This window comes from Pseudomonas sp. NPDC087615 (assembly GCF_044743445.1).
Taxonomy (GTDB): domain Bacteria; phylum Pseudomonadota; class Gammaproteobacteria; order Pseudomonadales; family Pseudomonadaceae; genus Aquipseudomonas; species Aquipseudomonas baetica_A.
In genome coordinates this window covers 25260-42210 of sequence record NZ_JBIUWM010000029.1, presented here as the reverse complement: position 1 = coordinate 42210, position 16951 = coordinate 25260, and the positions used below count along the sequence as shown (strand labels likewise).

Genomic DNA, 16951 nt, shown 5'->3' with positions numbered 1-16951 from the left:
ACCGGGGGCATCTGATAGAGATTGGTCGGCTACCACAGCTGCTATTTGTGCGCCCCGAAACGAAGGAACCCCGAGCCCAAGCCAGCAGCCCGCCCACACAAAAATCTATGCCAGATCAGGATCCCGCGAAGTCCCCAAAGAATTGCTCTCCAGCTCATACCGCAACTCTTCAATCAACGCCTCGACAGACTCCGGCGTGCGCAAGGTATTGAGTTTCAAACCACTGATCACCAAATCCACCTGCCCGGAAACCGGGTGATAAAGCTTCACCGTCAGCGAATGATCACCATCCACCGAACACTCACAAGCCAGCGGCGAAAAACTGTGTTCAAGCCGCGCGCGCAACTGCGCAAGATTCATCATTGGGGGCTGTTCCTTAAGCTGCCTCACAGGGACACGATCCCAAGCCATAACAGGCTCGTATCGCACCCCACCAGACTAAGAACAGCCTCCTCACAGCAACACACGAATTTGCACCTGTCGAGCTAGTGCATTTGCACCTTATCGCTGGCCCTTGCTGCGCCAATCGCCCGAAAACAAGCCACGCTCGCGCGCCCAGACAATCGCCTCACTGCGGCTGTGCACATCGAGTTTGGAATACACCGTCGCCACATGATTACGCACCGTGTTCGGTGCCAGTTTCAGCCGCGCCGCGATCTCCTTGTCCGCCAGCCCCTCGCAGATCAGCCCCAGCACATCGCGCTCGCGTGCGGTCAGATCGGTGAACGACACACTCGGCAATTGCGGCGAATTGACCTTCTTCACATTGGCCAGTTTTTCGATCAGCGTGCGACTGAACCACGAAGCGTCCTTCATCACCTCTTCAATCGCCGCCACCAGTTCAAGCTCGGTACGCTTGCGCTCGGAGATGTCCATCAACACCAGCAGATAGCACGGCATGTCCTGAATATTGACCGTGTCGGCAGACAGCGCGCATTCGAGCAGATCCGCATCCTGCTTGCGCACGCTTACATCGACCCGATCAACCCGGCCATTTTTCTCCAGCGCCGCCAGCAACCGTTCGCGCTCACCGGTGTCGTTGATAAAGTTCAGTTGCGTCACGGTTTTGCCCGCGACGTCATCGCTGGCATAGGCCAGGGTATCGAGGAACGCTTGATTGACGTCGATGACCCGTTGCTCGTCGGCGCTGCAGATCAGAATCGGCACCGGTGTCAGGCGAAAAGCCTTGGCAAACCGCTCTTCACTCTGGCGCAGCGCCACTTCAGCCTTGCGCCGCGACTCCATGTCGACGAAGGAAAACAACATGCATTGCTCGTCATTGAGCAGCAGCGGTTGCCCGGCAACGATCACTTGCTTGGTTGAGCCATCGGACAATCGCAGTTCAGCCTGCATCTGCGGAATGGTCGCAACATCGCGCAGGCGCTGGATGGCCAGGTCTTTATGCTCGGCCTGCTCAAGGATGTCGATTTCATAGGCCGAGGTGCCAATCACCTGATCGCGGGTGTAGCCAGTCATCTCCAGAAACCCCGGATTGACCTTGATATAACGCAAATCGCTGAGACGGCAGATCACCGCCGGCGCTGGATTGGCGTTGAAGGTCTTTTCGAAACGCTGCTCAGCGTTGGCCCAATCAGTAACGTCACTCATGATCAGCACCAGCGACTCGGGCTGGCCATCACGGTCGGTCAGCACCATGCTGCGCACGCTGTGAACCCAGATGCGCTCGGGGTCATCCACGGCGAACACCTCGATCAACACGTCGCTGAAGGCTTCGCAACGCGCGGCACGGCTGATCGGATAGTTCTCGGGCGGCACCGGGTGATTGTTGCGGTAACGCAGGCTGAAGCGCTGAGCGTACTCATCGGCGTTCTTGCCCAGCTCACCGATCCGGTTGACGCCGTGCATGGCCAACGCCGCTTCATTTGCCCAGAGGATGCTCTGATCAAGCTCAAGCAGAATCACCCCGTCGGACAACCCGGCGATGATCTGTTGCAACTGACGACGATTGGTTTCGCGGGTCAGGACTTCCTGGCTCATTGGATCTCCACAAGTGATACGGCCATGTGAAGATTACGACCGCAGCGGCGCGTGATCGTGCGAAGCACCTGCGAGGGTCCGTCATAAGACTGCATGCTGATTTATCCGGCCTCCTCGCGGGCAGGCCCGCTCCCGCAGGGATCAGTGTTCCACCCACTCACGCAACGTATCGAGAAACAGCTTGAGCACCGGCGAAGCATCGTCCGCCCGATAGGTGGCGTACAGCGGCACTTCCGGCAGCGGTGGCGTCAGCGCCTTGAACACCAACCCCGGCGGCGACAGTTGTTCGATGGACGCCGGCAACAGCGCCACGCCAAACCCGGCCTGAACCAGACTGAGCAAGGTCTGCACCTCGATGACCTGCTGACGAATCTTCGGGGTGAACCCGGCGTGGAGGCAGCACTGATAGAGAAAATTGGCAAACCGCGACTGTTTCAGCTCCAGCGCAACAAACGGCTCCTGCGCCAGATCCGCCGGGGCCAGTACTTTGCGACGGGCCAACGGATGATCCACCGGCATCACCACATGAATCGGTTCATAGATCAGCAGCTCATTGCGCAACTGCGGATCGTCATAACCCACGCGAAAAACACAGGCATCGATGCGTTTCTCCTTCAACGCCTTGACCTGCGCCGCCGGAGTCATCTCATGTAAACGCCAGGAAACCTGCGGATAGCGCTCGCGAAACAGATGCAGGGCTTTGGGCAGCACACCCACCATGACCGAACTGATCATGCCGATTTCCAGTTCACCCAACTGACCGCGCCCAGTCTGACGGGTCAAATCCAGCGCCCGCTCCAGCTGTTCGAACACCAGCGGCGCCTGCTCCTTGAGCATTTGCCCCGCCGCTGTCAGCTCGACTCGGTGATGACTGCGTTCGAACAACGGCGTGCCGAGCTCTTCTTCCAGCAGGCGAATTTGCTGGCTCAGCGGGGGCTGACAGATGTGCAGCCGTTCGGCGGCGCGACCGAAGTGCAGTTCATCGGCCAATGCCATGAAATACCGCAGCAGGCGCAGGTCCATGGCGGCTTATCCCAGGCTCAGTGGCGTTGAACGTTGACGAACGCCGGTCAGCGCGAACAACGCGTTAGCGATGGCTGGCACCACCGATGGACTGCCCAGTTCACCGACACCCCCAGGTTTACCTGGCTCGCCATCCAGCACGACGATGTCGGTGGCCGGCATGTCGGACATGCGCGTCACCCGGTAGTCGTGGAAATTGCTCTGCACCACCCTCCCCTGTTTGATGTCGAGCCGATCAAACAATGCATGCCCAAAGCCCCACATCAGGCCGCCGTAGATCTGCTCTTCAACGCCGCCCGGCGACACCGCCAAACCGCAATCGACCACACAAGTCAGCTTCTGCACTGTGGCCTTGCCATCGACTGTCGCCACCCGTGCCACAACGGCGATAAAACTGGTGTAGCCCTGATTGGTGGCGATCCCCAGCGCGGTGCCCGGTGGCAACGGCTGGCCCCATCCAGCGCGCTCGGCAGCTTGTGTGAGCACCGCCACATGCCGTGGCCGCGCCTGCATGTTCGCCAACCGGAATGCCAACGGATCGGCACCCGCCGCATGGGCCAGTTCGTCCATGAAGCTTTCCACGGCGAACACGTTAGGGATGAAACTCACCGAGCGATACCAGCCGCTGGGCACGTTGCTCTCATGCCTGACCCAGTTCAGTTCCAGGTGCGGCGCACGATAGGCGAAGTCCCACGCGGTAATCGCTTCGGTGGTGCTGTAATCCATGTGATCCGGGCGCTCGAAGTAACCCGGTTCCCACTGTTCCGGCGAGGCTGGCGACACCGCATGCAGTTGCAGCGCGGCGAGTTTGCCCTGGGCGTCCAGCGCACCTTTGACCCGGTGCAGGGTTGCCGGGTGATTGAACAGCGCGTGCATTTCGTCTTCACGGCTGTTGAGCAGCTTCACCGGCACACCGGTTTTCTGCGCCAGATAGGCCACTTCAAACAGCCAATACTTGGCCTCCCGCGCACCGAAACTGCCGCCGGACACCCACTCATGGATGGTGACGTTGGCCTTATCGATACCGCACACAATTTGCGCGGCCTCCAGGGCCGAGGACGGCACCTGCACACCGCCCCAATAGGTGATCGCTTTGTCCTTGACCTGCGCAGTGATACAGATCGGTTCCAGCGGGTTTTGCACCTTGTAGGGCATCGTGTAATCGGCTTCGATCAGCTTCGCAGCGGCCGGCCATTGACCACTGACATCGCCATGGATCATGGCTTTGACGGTTTGCGCTGCCGGATCGCCGATGGCTTTGGCCTGCGCACTAAACAACTGGTCGCTGTCGAACCCGGCCAGCGGCGAATCGCTCCACTGGACCTCCAGCAGCTTGCGCCCCTGCTGCGCCGCCCAGAACGTATCGGCCAGCACCGCGACACCCTCCAGATTGCCGCCGAGCACATCGGGTCGCCCTGGGACGGCAATGACTTTGCGCACACCCGGCACCTGCAAAGCCGCCGCCGAATCTATGCTGAGCACCTTAGATCCAATCACTGGCGCACGCTGGATCACCGCCACCAGCATCCCCGGCAACTCAACGTCGATGCTGTACTTGAAACGTCCGCAGACCTTGGCCGCCGCGTCGCGTTTATGGCGCAGTTTGCCGATGTACTTGAACTGCGATGGATCCTTCAGCGTGACCTTTTCAGGTGCCGGCAGATGCGCCGCCACACCAACCAGTTCGCCGTAACCGAAGCTGCGTTTGCTTGCTGCATGAACGACCCGGCCTTCTTCGGTGGCACAGCTGTCGGGGCTGACTCTCCACTGTTTCGCTGCCGCAGCGATCAACAACGCCCGCGCCGTTGCACCGGCCATGCGCAGGCGGTCGTATTCCAGCGACACACTGGTGCTGCCACCGGTGGAGAAGACTTTCCAGATCGGGTGAATGTAGGTTTCGAAGAACGGATCTTCCGGGGTGATCACCTGCACAGTCATCGGGTTGACGTCCAGTTCCTCGGCCACGCACGCGGCCAGCGCCGTTTGCGTGCCGGTGCCGGAATCGTGCTTGTGCACCACCAGTTTCACCGTGCCGTCGGGGAGTATTCGCACCCAGGCGTTGGGTTCGAATTCGCTGGCCGATGCAGGGGCTTTCGGATCAGTCTCCGCGACGCCGGACGGCAGATACAAAGCAATCGCCAGCCCAGAGGCAACCGTCGCCGCTTGCTTGAGAAATACCCGGCGCGGCAGTTCGATACCGCGATCGTCGATGAGGCTCATCAGGCCTCCTTCGGCGCATTCGCCGCACGCTTGATCGCTTTATTGATCCGCCCGTAAGTGCCGCAGCGGCAGATATTCCCGGACATCGCGTTGCGAATCGAATCGTCGGTCACTGCCGCGCCCGTGTTGAGCAACGCGGCCGCGGACATGATCTGCCCGGATTGACAGTAGCCACATTGCGGCACATCTTCGGCGACCCAGGCCAGTTGCAGCGGATGCGTTTCCGTTGGCGACAAACCCTCGATGGTGGTGATGCTGTGGCCCGCGACGGCGGCCACGGGCAACTGGCAGGAACGCACCGCGACACCGTCAAGATGCACGGTGCAAGCACCGCACAGGCCCATGCCGCAACCGAACTTGGTGCCGGTAAGTTTCAACTGATCACGCAGTACCCATAACAAGGGCATGGAGGGGGATGCCTCATCCAGCTCGCGTCGTTCGCCGTTAACCGTGAATGCAATCATTGTCAGGCTCCAAAAGAGCGGCCCGTCTTTGTGCGGGCCTGGTGACCGATTATTGGAACCCTTGGCAACACGCGGCCAGCGACGATTTCTGCCAACCGGTGTAAGCAGGACTAACAACATGTACAAGCGATACCCGTCGGTGCAGTCCATGAGCGCGTTTATCCACGCAGCGCGCAGCGGCAGTTTTTCCAGTGCTGCACGCAAACTCGACCTGACTCATAGCGCTATCAGCCAGCAAATCCGTACGCTGGAAGATTTTATCGGCCAGCCACTGTTCGTGCGTGAAGGTGGCGGTAGCAATCTGACGGACGCTGGGCAGTTGTTTGCCAGTGTGTTGTCGGACGGTCTGGCGCAGATCGACCGCGCATTGTCTTCGGTAAAAAATCGCAGCATGGCGCAGCGGCTGACACTGGATGTGGACACTGAGCTGGCGCAGAGCTGGCTCAATCCGCGCTTGCCGCAATTGCTCGATGGGCTGCCAGACTACGAGGTGACACTGCTGTCGATGCCACGCAGCGATCGCAGCACGTTCGAGCGGGTGGACCTGGCGCTGCGTTATGGCTATGGCGATTGGGATGACTGCGAGATGACGCAGATTTGTGGCGACCGGGTGCTGGCGGTGGCCTCGCCCGAGTTGCTGGAACGACATGGCTTGCAGTTGTCGCTGAGCCCGGCGCAGGTTCTTGAGCTGCCACTGTTGGGCTACACGCGGCGTTCGTGGATCCCGTGGCTGGATGCGGCGGGCTTGCCGCCGACTGAGCCGCCGGCGCGGATAATTTTCGATAATGCGGCCAATCTGATCGCCGCCGCCGAGGCTGGCGTGGGTGCCGGACTGGTGCGCGGTTTACTGGCCGCCGATGCATTGCGCAGTGGACGGTTGGTCGCGCTGAACGAGGCGCAGATTGCGGCGCATTACAACCTCTATGCAGTGTGGCCGCAGGGGCAGGCTGAGCGGGTGGCGCCAGTGGTTGAGGTGATCAAGCAGTTGGCGTTGCACACCCCGTCATGACGCTATCGATGGCAGGCCCCACACACATTTTGAGCGCTGGACTCAGGTAAAAAACCGGCGGGGGTCTTTGGGGCCGCCGCCGGGAAGGTAACCTAAATGCCGAAACGGTCGCGTAGTGAGTAGTAAACGGCGCCGAGGGCGGTCAATGGTGCGGAGAAGGTGCGGCCGCCGAGCATGGGCATGTGTGGCAGGGAGGCGAAGGCGTTGAAGCGTTCGGCGTCGCCACGGATCATTTCCGAGATCAGTTTGCCGGCCAGGTGCGAGCAGGTGACGCCGTGGCCGCTGTAGCCTTGCATGTAGTAGGCGTTTTTCTCGATGCGGCCGAATTGCGGCATGCGTGACATGGTCAGCAGGAAGTTGCCGGTCCAGCGGTAGTCGATTTTCACGTCTTTGAGCTGCGGGAAAGTCTTGAGGATCTTCGGGCGGATCAGCTGTTCGATGTCGTCCGGTTCACGCGCGCCGTAGACTACGCCGCCGCCGTAGAGCAGGCGGTTGTCGGCGGTGAGGCGGTAGTAATCGAGCAGATAGTTGCAGTCTTCGACGCAGTAGTTGTTGGTGATCAGGCTGCGCGCCTGCTTCTCGGTCAACGGTTCGGTGACGACGATTTGCGAACCGCACGGCATGCTTTTCGCGGTGACGCGGTTGTCGAGACCTTGCGGCAGGTAGGCGTTGCCAGCGATCAACAGGTACTTGGCGCGCACCAGGCCTTTGGCGGTGCGCACGACATTCGGCTCGCCGTAGGTGATTTCCACGGCAGCCGATTGCTCGTAGATCTTGCCGCCCAGACGCGTGATTGCGGCGGCTTCACCGAGGGCCAGGTTCAACGGGTGTACGTGGCCGCCCTGCAAGTCGAGCAGGCCGCCGACGTAGGCGTCGGAGCCGACTTCACGACGGATGTCCGCCGCGCCGAGCATCTTCAGATTACGGTTGCCGTAGCGTTCCCAGTTGCGCTTCTGCTCGGCCAAACCGTTGAGCTGCTTCTTGTTCATCGCCGCGAAAATGCCGCCCGGGCGGTAGTCGCATTGGATGTCGTAGTCTTTGATGCGCGAACGGATGATGTCAGCGCCTTCGAAGATCATGCTGCCGAGGATTTCTGCGGTCTTGTCGCCATAGCGCTCTTCGATTACGTCGACGTCGCGGCTGTAGGAATTGACCAGTTGACCGCCATTGCGGCCGCTGGCGCCGTAGCCGACTTTCGCCGCTTCCAGCACCGTGACTTTATAGCCGGCTTCGGTCAGGAACAGCGCCGAGGACAGGCCGGTGTAACCGGCGCCGATGATGCAGACGTCGCAGTCCACCGCTTCTTCCAGTATCGGGAAGTCGATGACTTCGTTACGGGTGGCGGCGTAGTAGCTGTTTACGTGTTGTTGTTTCATACGTTTCTCCGATGGCCGCCAGGCACTGGCGACCGCCGCTGTAAAAGAATTAGAGCTTGATCCAGGTCGCTTTCAGCTCGGTGTACTTGTCGAACGCGTGCAGCGATTTGTCGCGACCGTTACCCGACTGTTTAAAGCCACCGAACGGCGCGGTCATGTCGCCGCCGTCGTACTGGTTGACCCACACACTGCCGGCGTGCAGGCCACGAGCGAAGGTGTGTGCCTTGCTCAGGTTGCTGGTCCAGACCCCGGCGGCGAGGCCGAAGATGCTGTCATTGGCGATGTGCAGTGCTTCATCCACAGTGTCGAAGGTGATCAGCGACAGCACCGGGCCAAAAATCTCTTCTTGGGCGATGGTCATGGCATTGGTCACGCCGTCGAAAAGCGCCGGTTGCACGTAGAGGCCACCGGTTTCTTCGAGGGTGCGTTGGCCGCCAGCGATCAGCTCGGCGCCCTGCTCGCGGCCGATGCTGATGTAGCGCAGCACGTTGTCGAGTTGACGCTGATCGACCAAGGCGCCGACGGTGGTGGCCGGGTCGAGGGAGTGACCGGGTTTCCACGCTTGCAGCGCTTCCACCAGCAGCGGGATGAATTGCTCGCGGATCGAACGCTCAACCAGCAGACGCGAGCCGGCAGTGCAGACTTCGCCCTGGTTGAAGGCAATGGCGCCAGCCGCCGCTTGTGCTGCTGCGCGCAAGTCCGGTGCGTCGGCGAACACCACGTTAGGGCTCTTGCCCCCGGCTTCGAGCCAAACGCGTTTCATGTTGCTTTGGCCTGCATAAATCATCAGTTGCTTGGCAATCGCCGTGGAGCCAGTAAAGGCCAGCACGTCGACGTCCATGTGCAACGCCAGCGCCTTGCCGACGGTGTGACCGAAGCCCGGCAGGACGTTGAACACCCCCTTCGGAATGCCCGCGTCCAACGCCAGTTGAGCGATGCGGATGGCGGTCAGCGGCGACTTTTCCGAAGGCTTGAGGATGAACGAGTTACCCGCTGCCAGCGCAGGTGCGAATTTCCAGCTGGCCATGATCAGCGGGAAGTTCCACGGCACGATCGCGGCGACTACACCGGATGGCTCGCGGGTCACCAGACCGAGTTGGTCGTGGGGCGTGGCGGCGACTTCGTCGTAGATCTTGTCGATGGCTTCGGCGCTCCAGCGGATCGCGTTGGCGGTCGCCGGGATGTCGATGCTCATCGAGTCGCTGATCGGTTTGCCCATGTCCAGGGTTTCGAGCAGCGCCAGTTCTTCCTGGTGTTGCAAAATCAGATCGGCGAAGCGGATCAGGATGCGCTTGCGCTCGGCCGGGGCTTTTTTCGCCCACACGCCGGATTCGAAAGACTGGCGCGCGACTTCAACAGCGAGGTTGGCGTCGGCTTCGTCGGTGCTGGCCACGGAGGCGAGGAAACGGCCGTCCACGGGGCTCAGGCATTCGAAGGTGTCGCCGCTGATGGCCGGGCGGTATTGGCCGTTGATAAAAGCGCGGGATTCGATGGTCAGGGACTGGAAGCGTTGTTCCCAGTCGTTGCGGGTTGTAGTCATTGTTGTGGCTCGACAAGGGGGGATTGGGGTGATGGCAGGCGGTCGCCCACTCATCAAAACCTGGTAACCGTATCCCCTGTGGGAGCGGGCTTGCTCGCGAAAGCACCATGCCAGACAAAATGATTTTGAATGACACACCGCATTCGCGAGCAGGCCCGCTCCCACATTGGGTCGGTGTTGGTCTGCAAATCAGACCGTATGCAGATACCAGTTGTACTCAAGGTCAGAGATCGAGTTTTCGAACTCGGCCAGCTCGCTTTCCTTGCACGCGACAAACACGTCGATGTACAGCGGGTCGATGTAGCGGGCCATGACTTCGCTGTCGTCCAGCTCACGCAATGCGTCGCGCAGGTTGTTCGGCAAGCTCTGCTCGTTCTGCTCGTAGCTGTTGCCTTCCACCGGCGCGCCTGGCTCGATCTGGTTGGTCAGGCCGTGGTGAATACCGGCCAGCACCGACGCCATCAGCAAGTACGGGTTGGCATCGGCACCGGCCACACGATGCTCGATGCGCACAGCATCGGCGGAACCGGTCGGCACGCGCACGGCCACGGTGCGGTTGTCGATGCCCCAACTCGGCGAGTTCGGCACGTAGAACTGTGCACCGAAGCGGCGGTACGAGTTGACGTTCGGGCAGAGGAAAGCCATTTGCGCAGGCAGGGTCTCCAGCACACCGCCGATCGCGTGTCGCAGCGCGGCGTTCTGCTCGGGATCCTCGCTGGCGAAGATGTTGTTGCCTTCTTTGTCCAGAATCGAAATGTGTACGTGCAGTCCGTTGCCCGCCTGGCCCGGATACGGCTTGGCCATGAAGGTGGTGTCCATCTCGTGGTCGTAGGCAATGTTCTTCACCAGACGCTTGAGCAGGACGGCGTAGTCGCACGCCTTGATCGGGTCGGAGACGTGATGCAGGTTGACTTCGAACTGCGCCGGGGCGCTTTCCTTGACGATGGCGTCAGCCGGGATGCCCTGCTCTTTCGCGCCTTCGAGGATGTCTTGCAGGCAGTCAACGTACTCGTCGAGGTCGTCGATCAGATACACCTGAGTCGATACCGGACGCTTGCCGGAAACCGGTGAACGCGGCGATTGCGGACGGCCGTTCACGTTGTCCTGGTCGATCAGATAGAACTCCAGTTCGAACGCCGCGCAGAGGGTCAGGCCCATTTCATCGAACTTGCGCACGACATTGGCCAACACTTCACGCGGGTCAGCGAAGAACGGCTGGCCTTCGATCTCGTGCATGGTCATCAACAATTGTGCGGTTGGGCGCTTCTGCCACGGCTCGATGCTCAGGGTGCCGGGGATCGGGTAGCAGATGCGGTCAGCGTCGCCGATGTCCAGCCCCAGGCCAGTGCTTTCGACCGTGGAGCCATTGATGTCGAGGGCGAAAAGCGAGGCCGGCAGGTTGATGCCTTTCTCGTAAACCTTATGAAGACTGGTGCGTTCGATGCGCTTGCCGCGCACCACACCGTTCATATCCGCAATCAGAAGGTCGACGTACAAAACCTCAGGATATTTCTTAAGGAATGCGTTTGCTTCGTTGAGTTGAACGGCACGCAGAGGGACCGACATGATGCACCTATTTAGCTGTTAATTATTATGTTCACTGCTGTTTCGCCGAGCCAGTCAATCCGAAAGGCAAAGTGAAGTCAATAGCGAACACTCGACCGTTCAGCCTTTATTTTTAGGGTTTTATTTAACACTTACGTGCCAACACAGGCGCCAGACACCCATAAACCGTGAAGACTGGACGAGCGGCGTTTAGAATTTTTTACATGGCAGTTGTTAATTAAAATCAACGAGGCTAAGCTCCGGAAAAGCTCGTTCAAGTGTCAAACTTCGAGGTGAATAAAAATGGCATTCAAGCCATTGATCGGCGTTACAGCGTGCGTCAAACAGATTGGCCTGCACCCCTATCACATCAGCGGCGACAAGTACTTGCGTGCTGTCAGCGTCGCGGCTTTGGGGCTGCCGGTGGTCATTCCTTCCCTTGGCAAGCTGACTGAAATCGAAGACCTGCTCGGTCAACTCGACGGTCTTTTGCTGACCGGCTCGCCCTCGAATGTGGAACCTTTCCACTATCAAGGCCCGGCCAGCGCCCCCGGCACGGATCACGATCCGGCGCGGGACGCCACCACCCTTCCTCTATTGCGTGCAGCCATCGCGGCGGGCGTTCCGGTGCTGGGCATTTGCCGTGGCTTCCAGGAAATGAACGTCGCGTTCGGCGGCAGCCTGCATCAGAAGGTGCATGAGTTGCCGGGCATGCTCGATCACCGCGAAGCCGACAGCCCGGATGTGGCCGTGCAATACGCACCGGCCCATGCGGTCAGCGTCCTTGGCGGTGGCGTGTTCGAAGCACTGGCGTTGCCGGGCGAGTTCCAGGTCAACTCGATTCACAGTCAGGGCATCAACCGCCTCGCTCCCGGCCTGCGTGCCGAAGCGGTGGCGCCGGATGGCCTGATCGAGGCGATCTCGGTGGAGCACAGCCCGACCTTTGCCCTCGGTGTGCAATGGCACCCGGAATGGCAGGTACTCGATAACCCGAACTACCTGAGGATTTTCCAGGCGTTCGGCGAGGCTTGCCGGCAACGGGCGGCGCGACGCAACCAACGCTGACCCAACCCAGGATTTCATCACTGTTTACTGCCCCCACGGGGTCGGCGGCTGCGCGTGTGTGCATCCGTCATCCGTGAAAACAACAAACCGTAATAACAACAAGTACGACCCAGGCAGCCAGGACGGCGGCGCCAACCAAGCCGGATCGGTAAGAGCAGTGCCCGTCAGGACAACGCAAAACCCTGTGGGAGCGGGCTTGCTCGCGAAAGCGGTGTGTCAGGCAACAACGATGTCGATCGACACGACGTATGCGCGAGCAAGCCCGCTCCCACAAGGGGATGTGATCCGACAGGCAATGCACTTACAGCTCTGCAATCCACTTTTAAGCCAGGCCACATTGGCCCGGCGACTGAAACCTGTTGGGAGTTTCACATGGCAAACGCCTCCAGCACTTACAGGAAGGCTCTTGAAGGTCATCAGCAACCGAAAAAGGTTCTGGTGAAAGTCGATCGCGTGACCAAGAAGTTCGACGAAACCACCGCCGTGGACGATGTTTCCCTGGAGATCCATCAGGGCGAAATCTTCGCCCTGCTCGGCGGCTCCGGTTCGGGCAAATCGACCCTGCTGCGCATGCTCGCCGGTTTCGAGCGCCCGACCGAAGGGCGGATTCTGCTCGACGGCGTGGACATCACCGACATGCCGCCGTATGAGCGGCCGATCAACATGATGTTCCAGTCCTACGCGCTGTTCCCCCACATGACCGTCGCGCAGAACATCGCCTTCGGCCTCAAGCAGGACCGTTTGCCGGCCAGTGAAATAGACGCCCGCGTCGAAGAGATGCTGCGCCTGGTACACATGACCCAATACGCCAAGCGCAAGCCGCACCAGTTGTCCGGCGGTCAACGCCAGCGCGTTGCCCTCGCCCGCTCGCTGGCCAAGCGTCCGAAGCTGTTGCTGCTCGACGAACCGATGGGCGCGCTGGATAAGAAGCTGCGTTCGCAGATGCAGCTTGAGCTGGTGCAAATCATCGAACGCGTCGGCGTAACGTGCGTGATGGTGACGCATGACCAGGAAGAAGCCATGACCATGGCCGAACGCATCGCGATCATGCACCTGGGCTGGATCGCGCAGATTGGTAGCCCGATTGACATCTATGAAGCCCCGGTCAGCCGCATGGTCTGCGAATTCATCGGCAACGTGAACGCTTTCGACGGCACCGTGGTGGAAGACCTGGAAGGTCACGCAATCATTCACAGCCCGGACTTGCAGCAAAAAATCTACGTCGGCCATGGCGTCAGCACCTCAGTGCAGGACAAGTCGATCACCTACGCGATCCGCCCGGAAAAAATGCTCGTCAGCACCACCCAACCGGAGTTCCGCTACAACTGGTCCGAAGGCAAGGTGCATGACATCGCCTACCTCGGTGGCCACTCGGTGTTCTACGTTGAATTGCCTGGCGGCAAGATCGTCCAGTCGTTCATGGCCAACGCCGAACGCCGTGGCGCGCGACCAACCTGGGACGACAAGGTCTACGTCTGGTGGGAAGACGACAGCGGCGTGGTACTGCGCTCATGAGAACCTTCAATCAGCAATTCCTGCGCCTGGTGCCCAGCGGGCGAAAACTGGTGATCGGTATTCCGTTCGTCTGGCTGTTCCTGTTCTTCATGCTGCCGTTCTTTCTGGTGATGAAGATCAGCTTCTCGGAAGCAGCCCTGGCCATTCCGCCCTACTCGGAGATCTACACCTACGCCGAGCAGAAATTCCAACTGTTGCTGAACATCGGCAACTACACCCTGTTGGGTGAAGACGACCTTTATCTGTCGGCCTACCTCGGTTCGCTGAAGGTCGCGGCACTGAGCACGCTGATGTGCCTGGGGATCGGTTTCCCGATGGCTTACGCGATCACCAAGGCGAGCAAGGAAGCGCAAAACGTCTTGCTGCTGCTGATCATGATGCCGACCTGGACGGCGATCCTGATCCGCGTGTATGCGTGGATGGGCATTCTCAGCAACAACGGGTTGCTCAACGCGTTTCTGATGTGGACGGGGCTCACCGATCACCCGATCGAAATCCTCAACACCAACACGGCCGTCTATATCGGCGTGGTTTACGCCTATCTGCCGTTCATGGTGTTGCCGCTGTACGCCAACCTCGTCAAACACGATGGCAGCCTGCTGGAAGCCGCGTCAGACCTGGGCTCGAGCAACTTCAACAACTTCTGGAAAATCACCGTGCCGCTGGCCAAGAACGGCATCATCGCCGGTTGCATGCTGGTGTTCATTCCGGTGGTCGGTGAGTTCGTGATTCCTGAACTGCTCGGTGGCCCGGAGACGCTGATGATCGGCCGTGTGTTGTGGCAAGAGTTCTTCAATAACCGCGACTGGCCGGTGGCGTCCGCCCTGGCGGTGGTGATGCTGTTGATCCTGATTGTGCCGATTCTGCTGTTCAACCGCAGCCAGGCCAAAGAGATGGAGGCACGGGGATGAAACGCTTCGGTTTTGCAAAGTTCATGCTGATCTTCGGCCTGATGTTCATCTATCTGCCGATGCTGATCCTGGTGATCTACTCGTTCAACGCCTCGAAACTGGTAACCGTGTGGGGCGGCTGGTCGGTGAAGTGGTACGTCGGCCTGCTCGACAACACGCAACTGATGGGCTCGGTGCTGCGCTCGCTGGAAATCGCCTGCTACACAGCGATTGCCGCCGTCGCACTCGGCACCCTGGCCGCGTTTGTGCTGACGCGGGTGACGCGTTTCAAGGGGCGCACGCTGTTTGGTGGTTTGGTCACCGCGCCGTTGGTGATGCCCGAGGTGATTACCGGTCTGTCGTTGTTGCTGCTGTTCGTGGCGATGGCGCAGCTGATCGGCTGGCCGCAGGAGCGTGGCATCGTCACCATCTGGATCGCCCACACCACGTTTTGTGCAGCCTATGTGGCGGTGGTCGTTTCCGCCCGACTGCGTGAACTGGATCTGTCGATTGAAGAAGCGGCGATGGACCTGGGGGCAAAGCCCTTCAAGGTGTTTTTCCTGATCACCATTCCGATGATTGCGCCGTCGCTGGCGGCGGGCGGGATGATGTCGTTTGCCTTGTCGCTGGATGACCTGGTGTTGGCAAGCTTCGTGTCGGGCCCGGGTTCTACCACCCTGCCGATGGAAGTGTTCTCGGCGGTGCGCCTGGGCGTGAAGCCTGAGATCAACGCCGTGGCCAGCCTGATTCTGCTGGCGGTGTCGATCGTGACCTTCCTGGTCTGGTATTTCGGCCGCAAGGCAGAAGCCAACCGCAAACGTGCGATTCAGGAAGCGATGGATCAGACCGCCAATGAATCGTGGCAACAGCCGCAACGCGCCGCTGCTAACGCTTGATAACTGATGTTGTGGCGACGGGGTTTGTCCCCTCGCCACAGGTTTACCGTGTTGAGTTTTTGAACAAGAACAATGGAGTTGTACCGATGAAAATGTTTGGCAGGACTCTGCTGACACTGTCCTTAATGGGCGCAATGGTTATGGGCGCCCAGGCCAACGACAAGGTGCTGCGTGTTTATAACTGGTCCGATTACATCGCCCCGGACACCGTCAAGAAGTTCGAAGACGAGACCGGCATCCGCGTGACCTACGACGTCTTCGACAGCAACGAAACCCTTGAGGCGCGTTTGCTGGCGGGCAAATCCGGCTACGACATCGTCGTGCCGTCCAACAGTTTCCTGGCCAAGCAGATCAAGGCCGGCGTCTATCAGCCGCTGGACAAATCAAAACTGCCGAACTGGAAGAATCTCAACCCGGTGCTGCTGAAAAACGCCTCCGCCAGTGATCCGGACAACGCTCACGCGTTCCCGTACATGTGGGGCTCGATTGGCATCGGTTTCAACCCGGCCAAGGTCAAGGAAGTGCTCGGCGCCAACGCCCCGACCGATTCCTGGGACTTGCTGTTCAAGCCCGAAAACGCCGAGAAGCTCAAGGCGTGTGGCATCAGCTTCCTCGACTCGCCGACCGAAATGCTCCCGGCCGCCCTGCACTACTTGGGCTATCCGGTGAACGACAAGGACAAGGCGCACCTTCTGGAAGCCGAAGCGCTGTTCATGAAAATCCGCCCGTCTGTGGCGTACTTCCACTCTTCGAAGTACATCTCTGACCTGGCCAACGGCAACATCTGCGTGGCCGTCGGTTATTCCGGTGACGTGCTGCAGGCCAAGGCCCGTGCGGTGGAATCGGGCAACAACGTGAAGATCGACTACAGCATTCCCAAGGAAGGCGCCGGCAGCTTCTACGACATGGTCGCCATCCCGCGCGATGCGGCGAACGTCGACAACGCGTACCTGTTCATGAATTTCCTGATGCGTGCGGACATCATCGCCGAAGTCACCAACAATATTGGCTACAGCAACGCCAACTCGGCGGCGACGCCACTGGTGGATGAAGCGATCCGCAACGATCCGGGCTCGTACCCGTCGCAAGCGGTGATGGCGACGCTGTATGCGGTGCCGGATCAGCCGATTGCCACCCAGCGGATCATGACCCGTGGCTGGACGCGGGTGAAACTCGGTAAGTAACCGAATCCCCTGTGGGAGCGGGCTTGCTCGCGAAAGCGTAGTGTCAGGCACCTGTGAATTGGCTGACCTGACGCCTTCGTGAGCAAGCCCACTCCCACAGGGGATAGGTGTCGGCTTGAAGGTTTATGATTTCCCGTTCACGCAGCGCCTTACCACCGCTGCACCCTGCATATGAACGGCCTCACCTGGCTCCCTCGGCTCAGGTGAATTTCAGGCGCCCTCGGGC

14 protein-coding genes are annotated in these 16951 nt (G+C 60.0%); 6 read left to right on the top strand and 8 right to left on the bottom strand.

Features of this window, described 5'->3' with window-relative positions:
- Positions 1 to 105: 105 nt before the first annotated feature.
- The 5 genes from ACIOU6_RS16015 to ACIOU6_RS15995 form a co-directional block, all read right to left on the bottom strand.
- Positions 106 to 363: a DUF1652 domain-containing protein gene (locus tag ACIOU6_RS16015; RefSeq protein ID WP_221732685.1), complete on the bottom strand. Its 258-nt coding sequence runs from the start codon at positions 361 to 363 to the stop codon at positions 106 to 108.
- A 138-nt stretch (positions 364 to 501) separates the two neighbouring features.
- On the bottom strand, positions 502 to 1998 hold the full coding sequence (locus ACIOU6_RS16010; protein ID WP_221732686.1) for a helix-turn-helix transcriptional regulator: 1497 nt from the start codon (positions 1996 to 1998) through the stop codon (positions 502 to 504).
- Between the two features lie 141 nt (positions 1999 to 2139).
- Positions 2140 to 3021 (bottom strand): LysR substrate-binding domain-containing protein, encoded by an 882-nt coding sequence (locus tag ACIOU6_RS16005; RefSeq protein ID WP_401137770.1) that lies wholly within the window; start codon positions 3019 to 3021, stop codon positions 2140 to 2142.
- 6 nt (positions 3022 to 3027) lie between these two features.
- Positions 3028 to 5241, bottom strand: a complete 2214-nt coding sequence (locus tag ACIOU6_RS16000) for a molybdopterin cofactor-binding domain-containing protein (protein WP_401137768.1) — start codon at positions 5239 to 5241, stop codon at positions 3028 to 3030.
- Complete coding sequence (locus tag ACIOU6_RS15995) at positions 5241 to 5705, bottom strand: (2Fe-2S)-binding protein (RefSeq protein ID WP_221732689.1); 465 nt, start codon at positions 5703 to 5705, stop codon at positions 5241 to 5243. Before ACIOU6_RS15995 ends, ACIOU6_RS16000 begins: the two co-directional genes overlap by 1 nt.
- Positions 5706 to 5823: 118 nt before the next feature.
- Here ACIOU6_RS15995 and ACIOU6_RS15990 point away from each other — a divergent pair, with 118 nt between their 5' ends.
- Positions 5824 to 6714: a LysR substrate-binding domain-containing protein gene (locus ACIOU6_RS15990; RefSeq protein ID WP_401137764.1), complete on the top strand. Its 891-nt coding sequence runs from the start codon at positions 5824 to 5826 to the stop codon at positions 6712 to 6714.
- Positions 6715 to 6806: 92 nt separating this feature from the next.
- Here the strand turns inward: ACIOU6_RS15990 and ACIOU6_RS15985 are convergent, their stop codons facing one another.
- The 3 genes from ACIOU6_RS15985 to ACIOU6_RS15975 all read right to left on the bottom strand — a co-directional run bounded on the left by ACIOU6_RS15985 (position 6807) and on the right by ACIOU6_RS15975 (position 11196).
- The gene (locus ACIOU6_RS15985) at positions 6807 to 8090 is read right to left on the bottom strand and encodes an NAD(P)/FAD-dependent oxidoreductase (protein WP_401137761.1); all 1284 of its coding nucleotides are present in this window, start codon (positions 8088 to 8090) and stop codon (positions 6807 to 6809) included.
- A gap of 49 nt (positions 8091 to 8139) precedes the next feature.
- Entirely contained in the window at positions 8140 to 9630 is a 1491-nt protein-coding gene (locus ACIOU6_RS15980) for an aldehyde dehydrogenase (protein ID WP_401137759.1), read from the bottom strand.
- 189 nt (positions 9631 to 9819) lie between these two features.
- Positions 9820 to 11196 carry a glutamine synthetase family protein gene (locus ACIOU6_RS15975; protein ID WP_221732693.1) on the bottom strand — a complete coding sequence of 459 codons (1377 nt, stop codon included), beginning with the start codon at positions 11194 to 11196 and terminating at the stop codon, positions 9820 to 9822.
- A 282-nt stretch (positions 11197 to 11478) separates the two neighbouring features.
- On the opposite strand from ACIOU6_RS15975, the gene ACIOU6_RS15970 reads away from it, so the two are divergent.
- From ACIOU6_RS15970 to ACIOU6_RS15950, 5 genes are all read left to right on the top strand, one after another.
- Positions 11479 to 12240 (top strand): gamma-glutamyl-gamma-aminobutyrate hydrolase family protein, encoded by a 762-nt coding sequence (locus ACIOU6_RS15970; RefSeq protein ID WP_401137756.1) that lies wholly within the window; start codon positions 11479 to 11481, stop codon positions 12238 to 12240.
- Positions 12241 to 12612: 372 nt separating this feature from the next.
- Positions 12613 to 13755, top strand: a complete 1143-nt coding sequence (locus ACIOU6_RS15965) for an ABC transporter ATP-binding protein (RefSeq protein WP_221732695.1) — start codon at positions 12613 to 12615, stop codon at positions 13753 to 13755.
- Between the two features lie 29 nt (positions 13756 to 13784).
- Positions 13785 to 14666, top strand: coding sequence for an ABC transporter permease subunit (locus ACIOU6_RS15960; protein ID WP_221732715.1), 882 nt, complete (start codon positions 13785 to 13787; stop codon positions 14664 to 14666).
- Entirely contained in the window at positions 14663 to 15541 is an 879-nt protein-coding gene (locus tag ACIOU6_RS15955; protein WP_221732696.1) for an ABC transporter permease subunit, read from the top strand. Before ACIOU6_RS15960 ends, ACIOU6_RS15955 begins: the two co-directional genes overlap by 4 nt.
- Before the next feature lie 86 nt (positions 15542 to 15627).
- Positions 15628 to 16725, top strand: coding sequence for a polyamine ABC transporter substrate-binding protein (locus tag ACIOU6_RS15950; protein WP_401137753.1), 1098 nt, complete (start codon positions 15628 to 15630; stop codon positions 16723 to 16725).
- The last annotated feature ends 226 nt before the right edge of the window (positions 16726 to 16951 follow it).

What these genes read in the sequence shown, in the direction of transcription:
- ACIOU6_RS16015 (WP_221732685.1), bottom strand. Translation starts at nt 363, where the DNA reads ATGATGAATCTTGCGCAGTTGCGCGCGCGGCTTGAACACAGTTTTTCG.
- ACIOU6_RS16010 (WP_221732686.1), bottom strand. Translation starts at nt 1,998, where the DNA reads ATGAGCCAGGAAGTCCTGACCCGCGAAACCAATCGTCGTCAGTTGCAA.
- ACIOU6_RS16005 (WP_401137770.1), bottom strand. Translation starts at nt 3,021, where the DNA reads ATGGACCTGCGCCTGCTGCGGTATTTCATGGCATTGGCCGATGAACTG.
- ACIOU6_RS16000 (WP_401137768.1), bottom strand. Translation starts at nt 5,241, where the DNA reads ATGAGCCTCATCGACGATCGCGGTATCGAACTGCCGCGCCGGGTATTT.
- ACIOU6_RS15995 (WP_221732689.1), bottom strand. Translation starts at nt 5,705, where the DNA reads ATGATTGCATTCACGGTTAACGGCGAACGACGCGAGCTGGATGAGGCA.
- ACIOU6_RS15990 (WP_401137764.1), top strand. Translation starts at nt 5,824, where the DNA reads ATGTACAAGCGATACCCGTCGGTGCAGTCCATGAGCGCGTTTATCCAC.
- ACIOU6_RS15985 (WP_401137761.1), bottom strand. Translation starts at nt 8,090, where the DNA reads ATGAAACAACAACACGTAAACAGCTACTACGCCGCCACCCGTAACGAA.
- ACIOU6_RS15980 (WP_401137759.1), bottom strand. Translation starts at nt 9,630, where the DNA reads ATGACTACAACCCGCAACGACTGGGAACAACGCTTCCAGTCCCTGACC.
- ACIOU6_RS15975 (WP_221732693.1), bottom strand. Translation starts at nt 11,196, where the DNA reads ATGTCGGTCCCTCTGCGTGCCGTTCAACTCAACGAAGCAAACGCATTC.
- ACIOU6_RS15970 (WP_401137756.1), top strand. Translation starts at nt 11,479, where the DNA reads ATGGCATTCAAGCCATTGATCGGCGTTACAGCGTGCGTCAAACAGATT.
- ACIOU6_RS15965 (WP_221732695.1), top strand. Translation starts at nt 12,613, where the DNA reads ATGGCAAACGCCTCCAGCACTTACAGGAAGGCTCTTGAAGGTCATCAG.
- ACIOU6_RS15955 (WP_221732696.1), top strand. Translation starts at nt 14,663, where the DNA reads ATGAAACGCTTCGGTTTTGCAAAGTTCATGCTGATCTTCGGCCTGATG.
- ACIOU6_RS15950 (WP_401137753.1), top strand. Translation starts at nt 15,628, where the DNA reads ATGAAAATGTTTGGCAGGACTCTGCTGACACTGTCCTTAATGGGCGCA.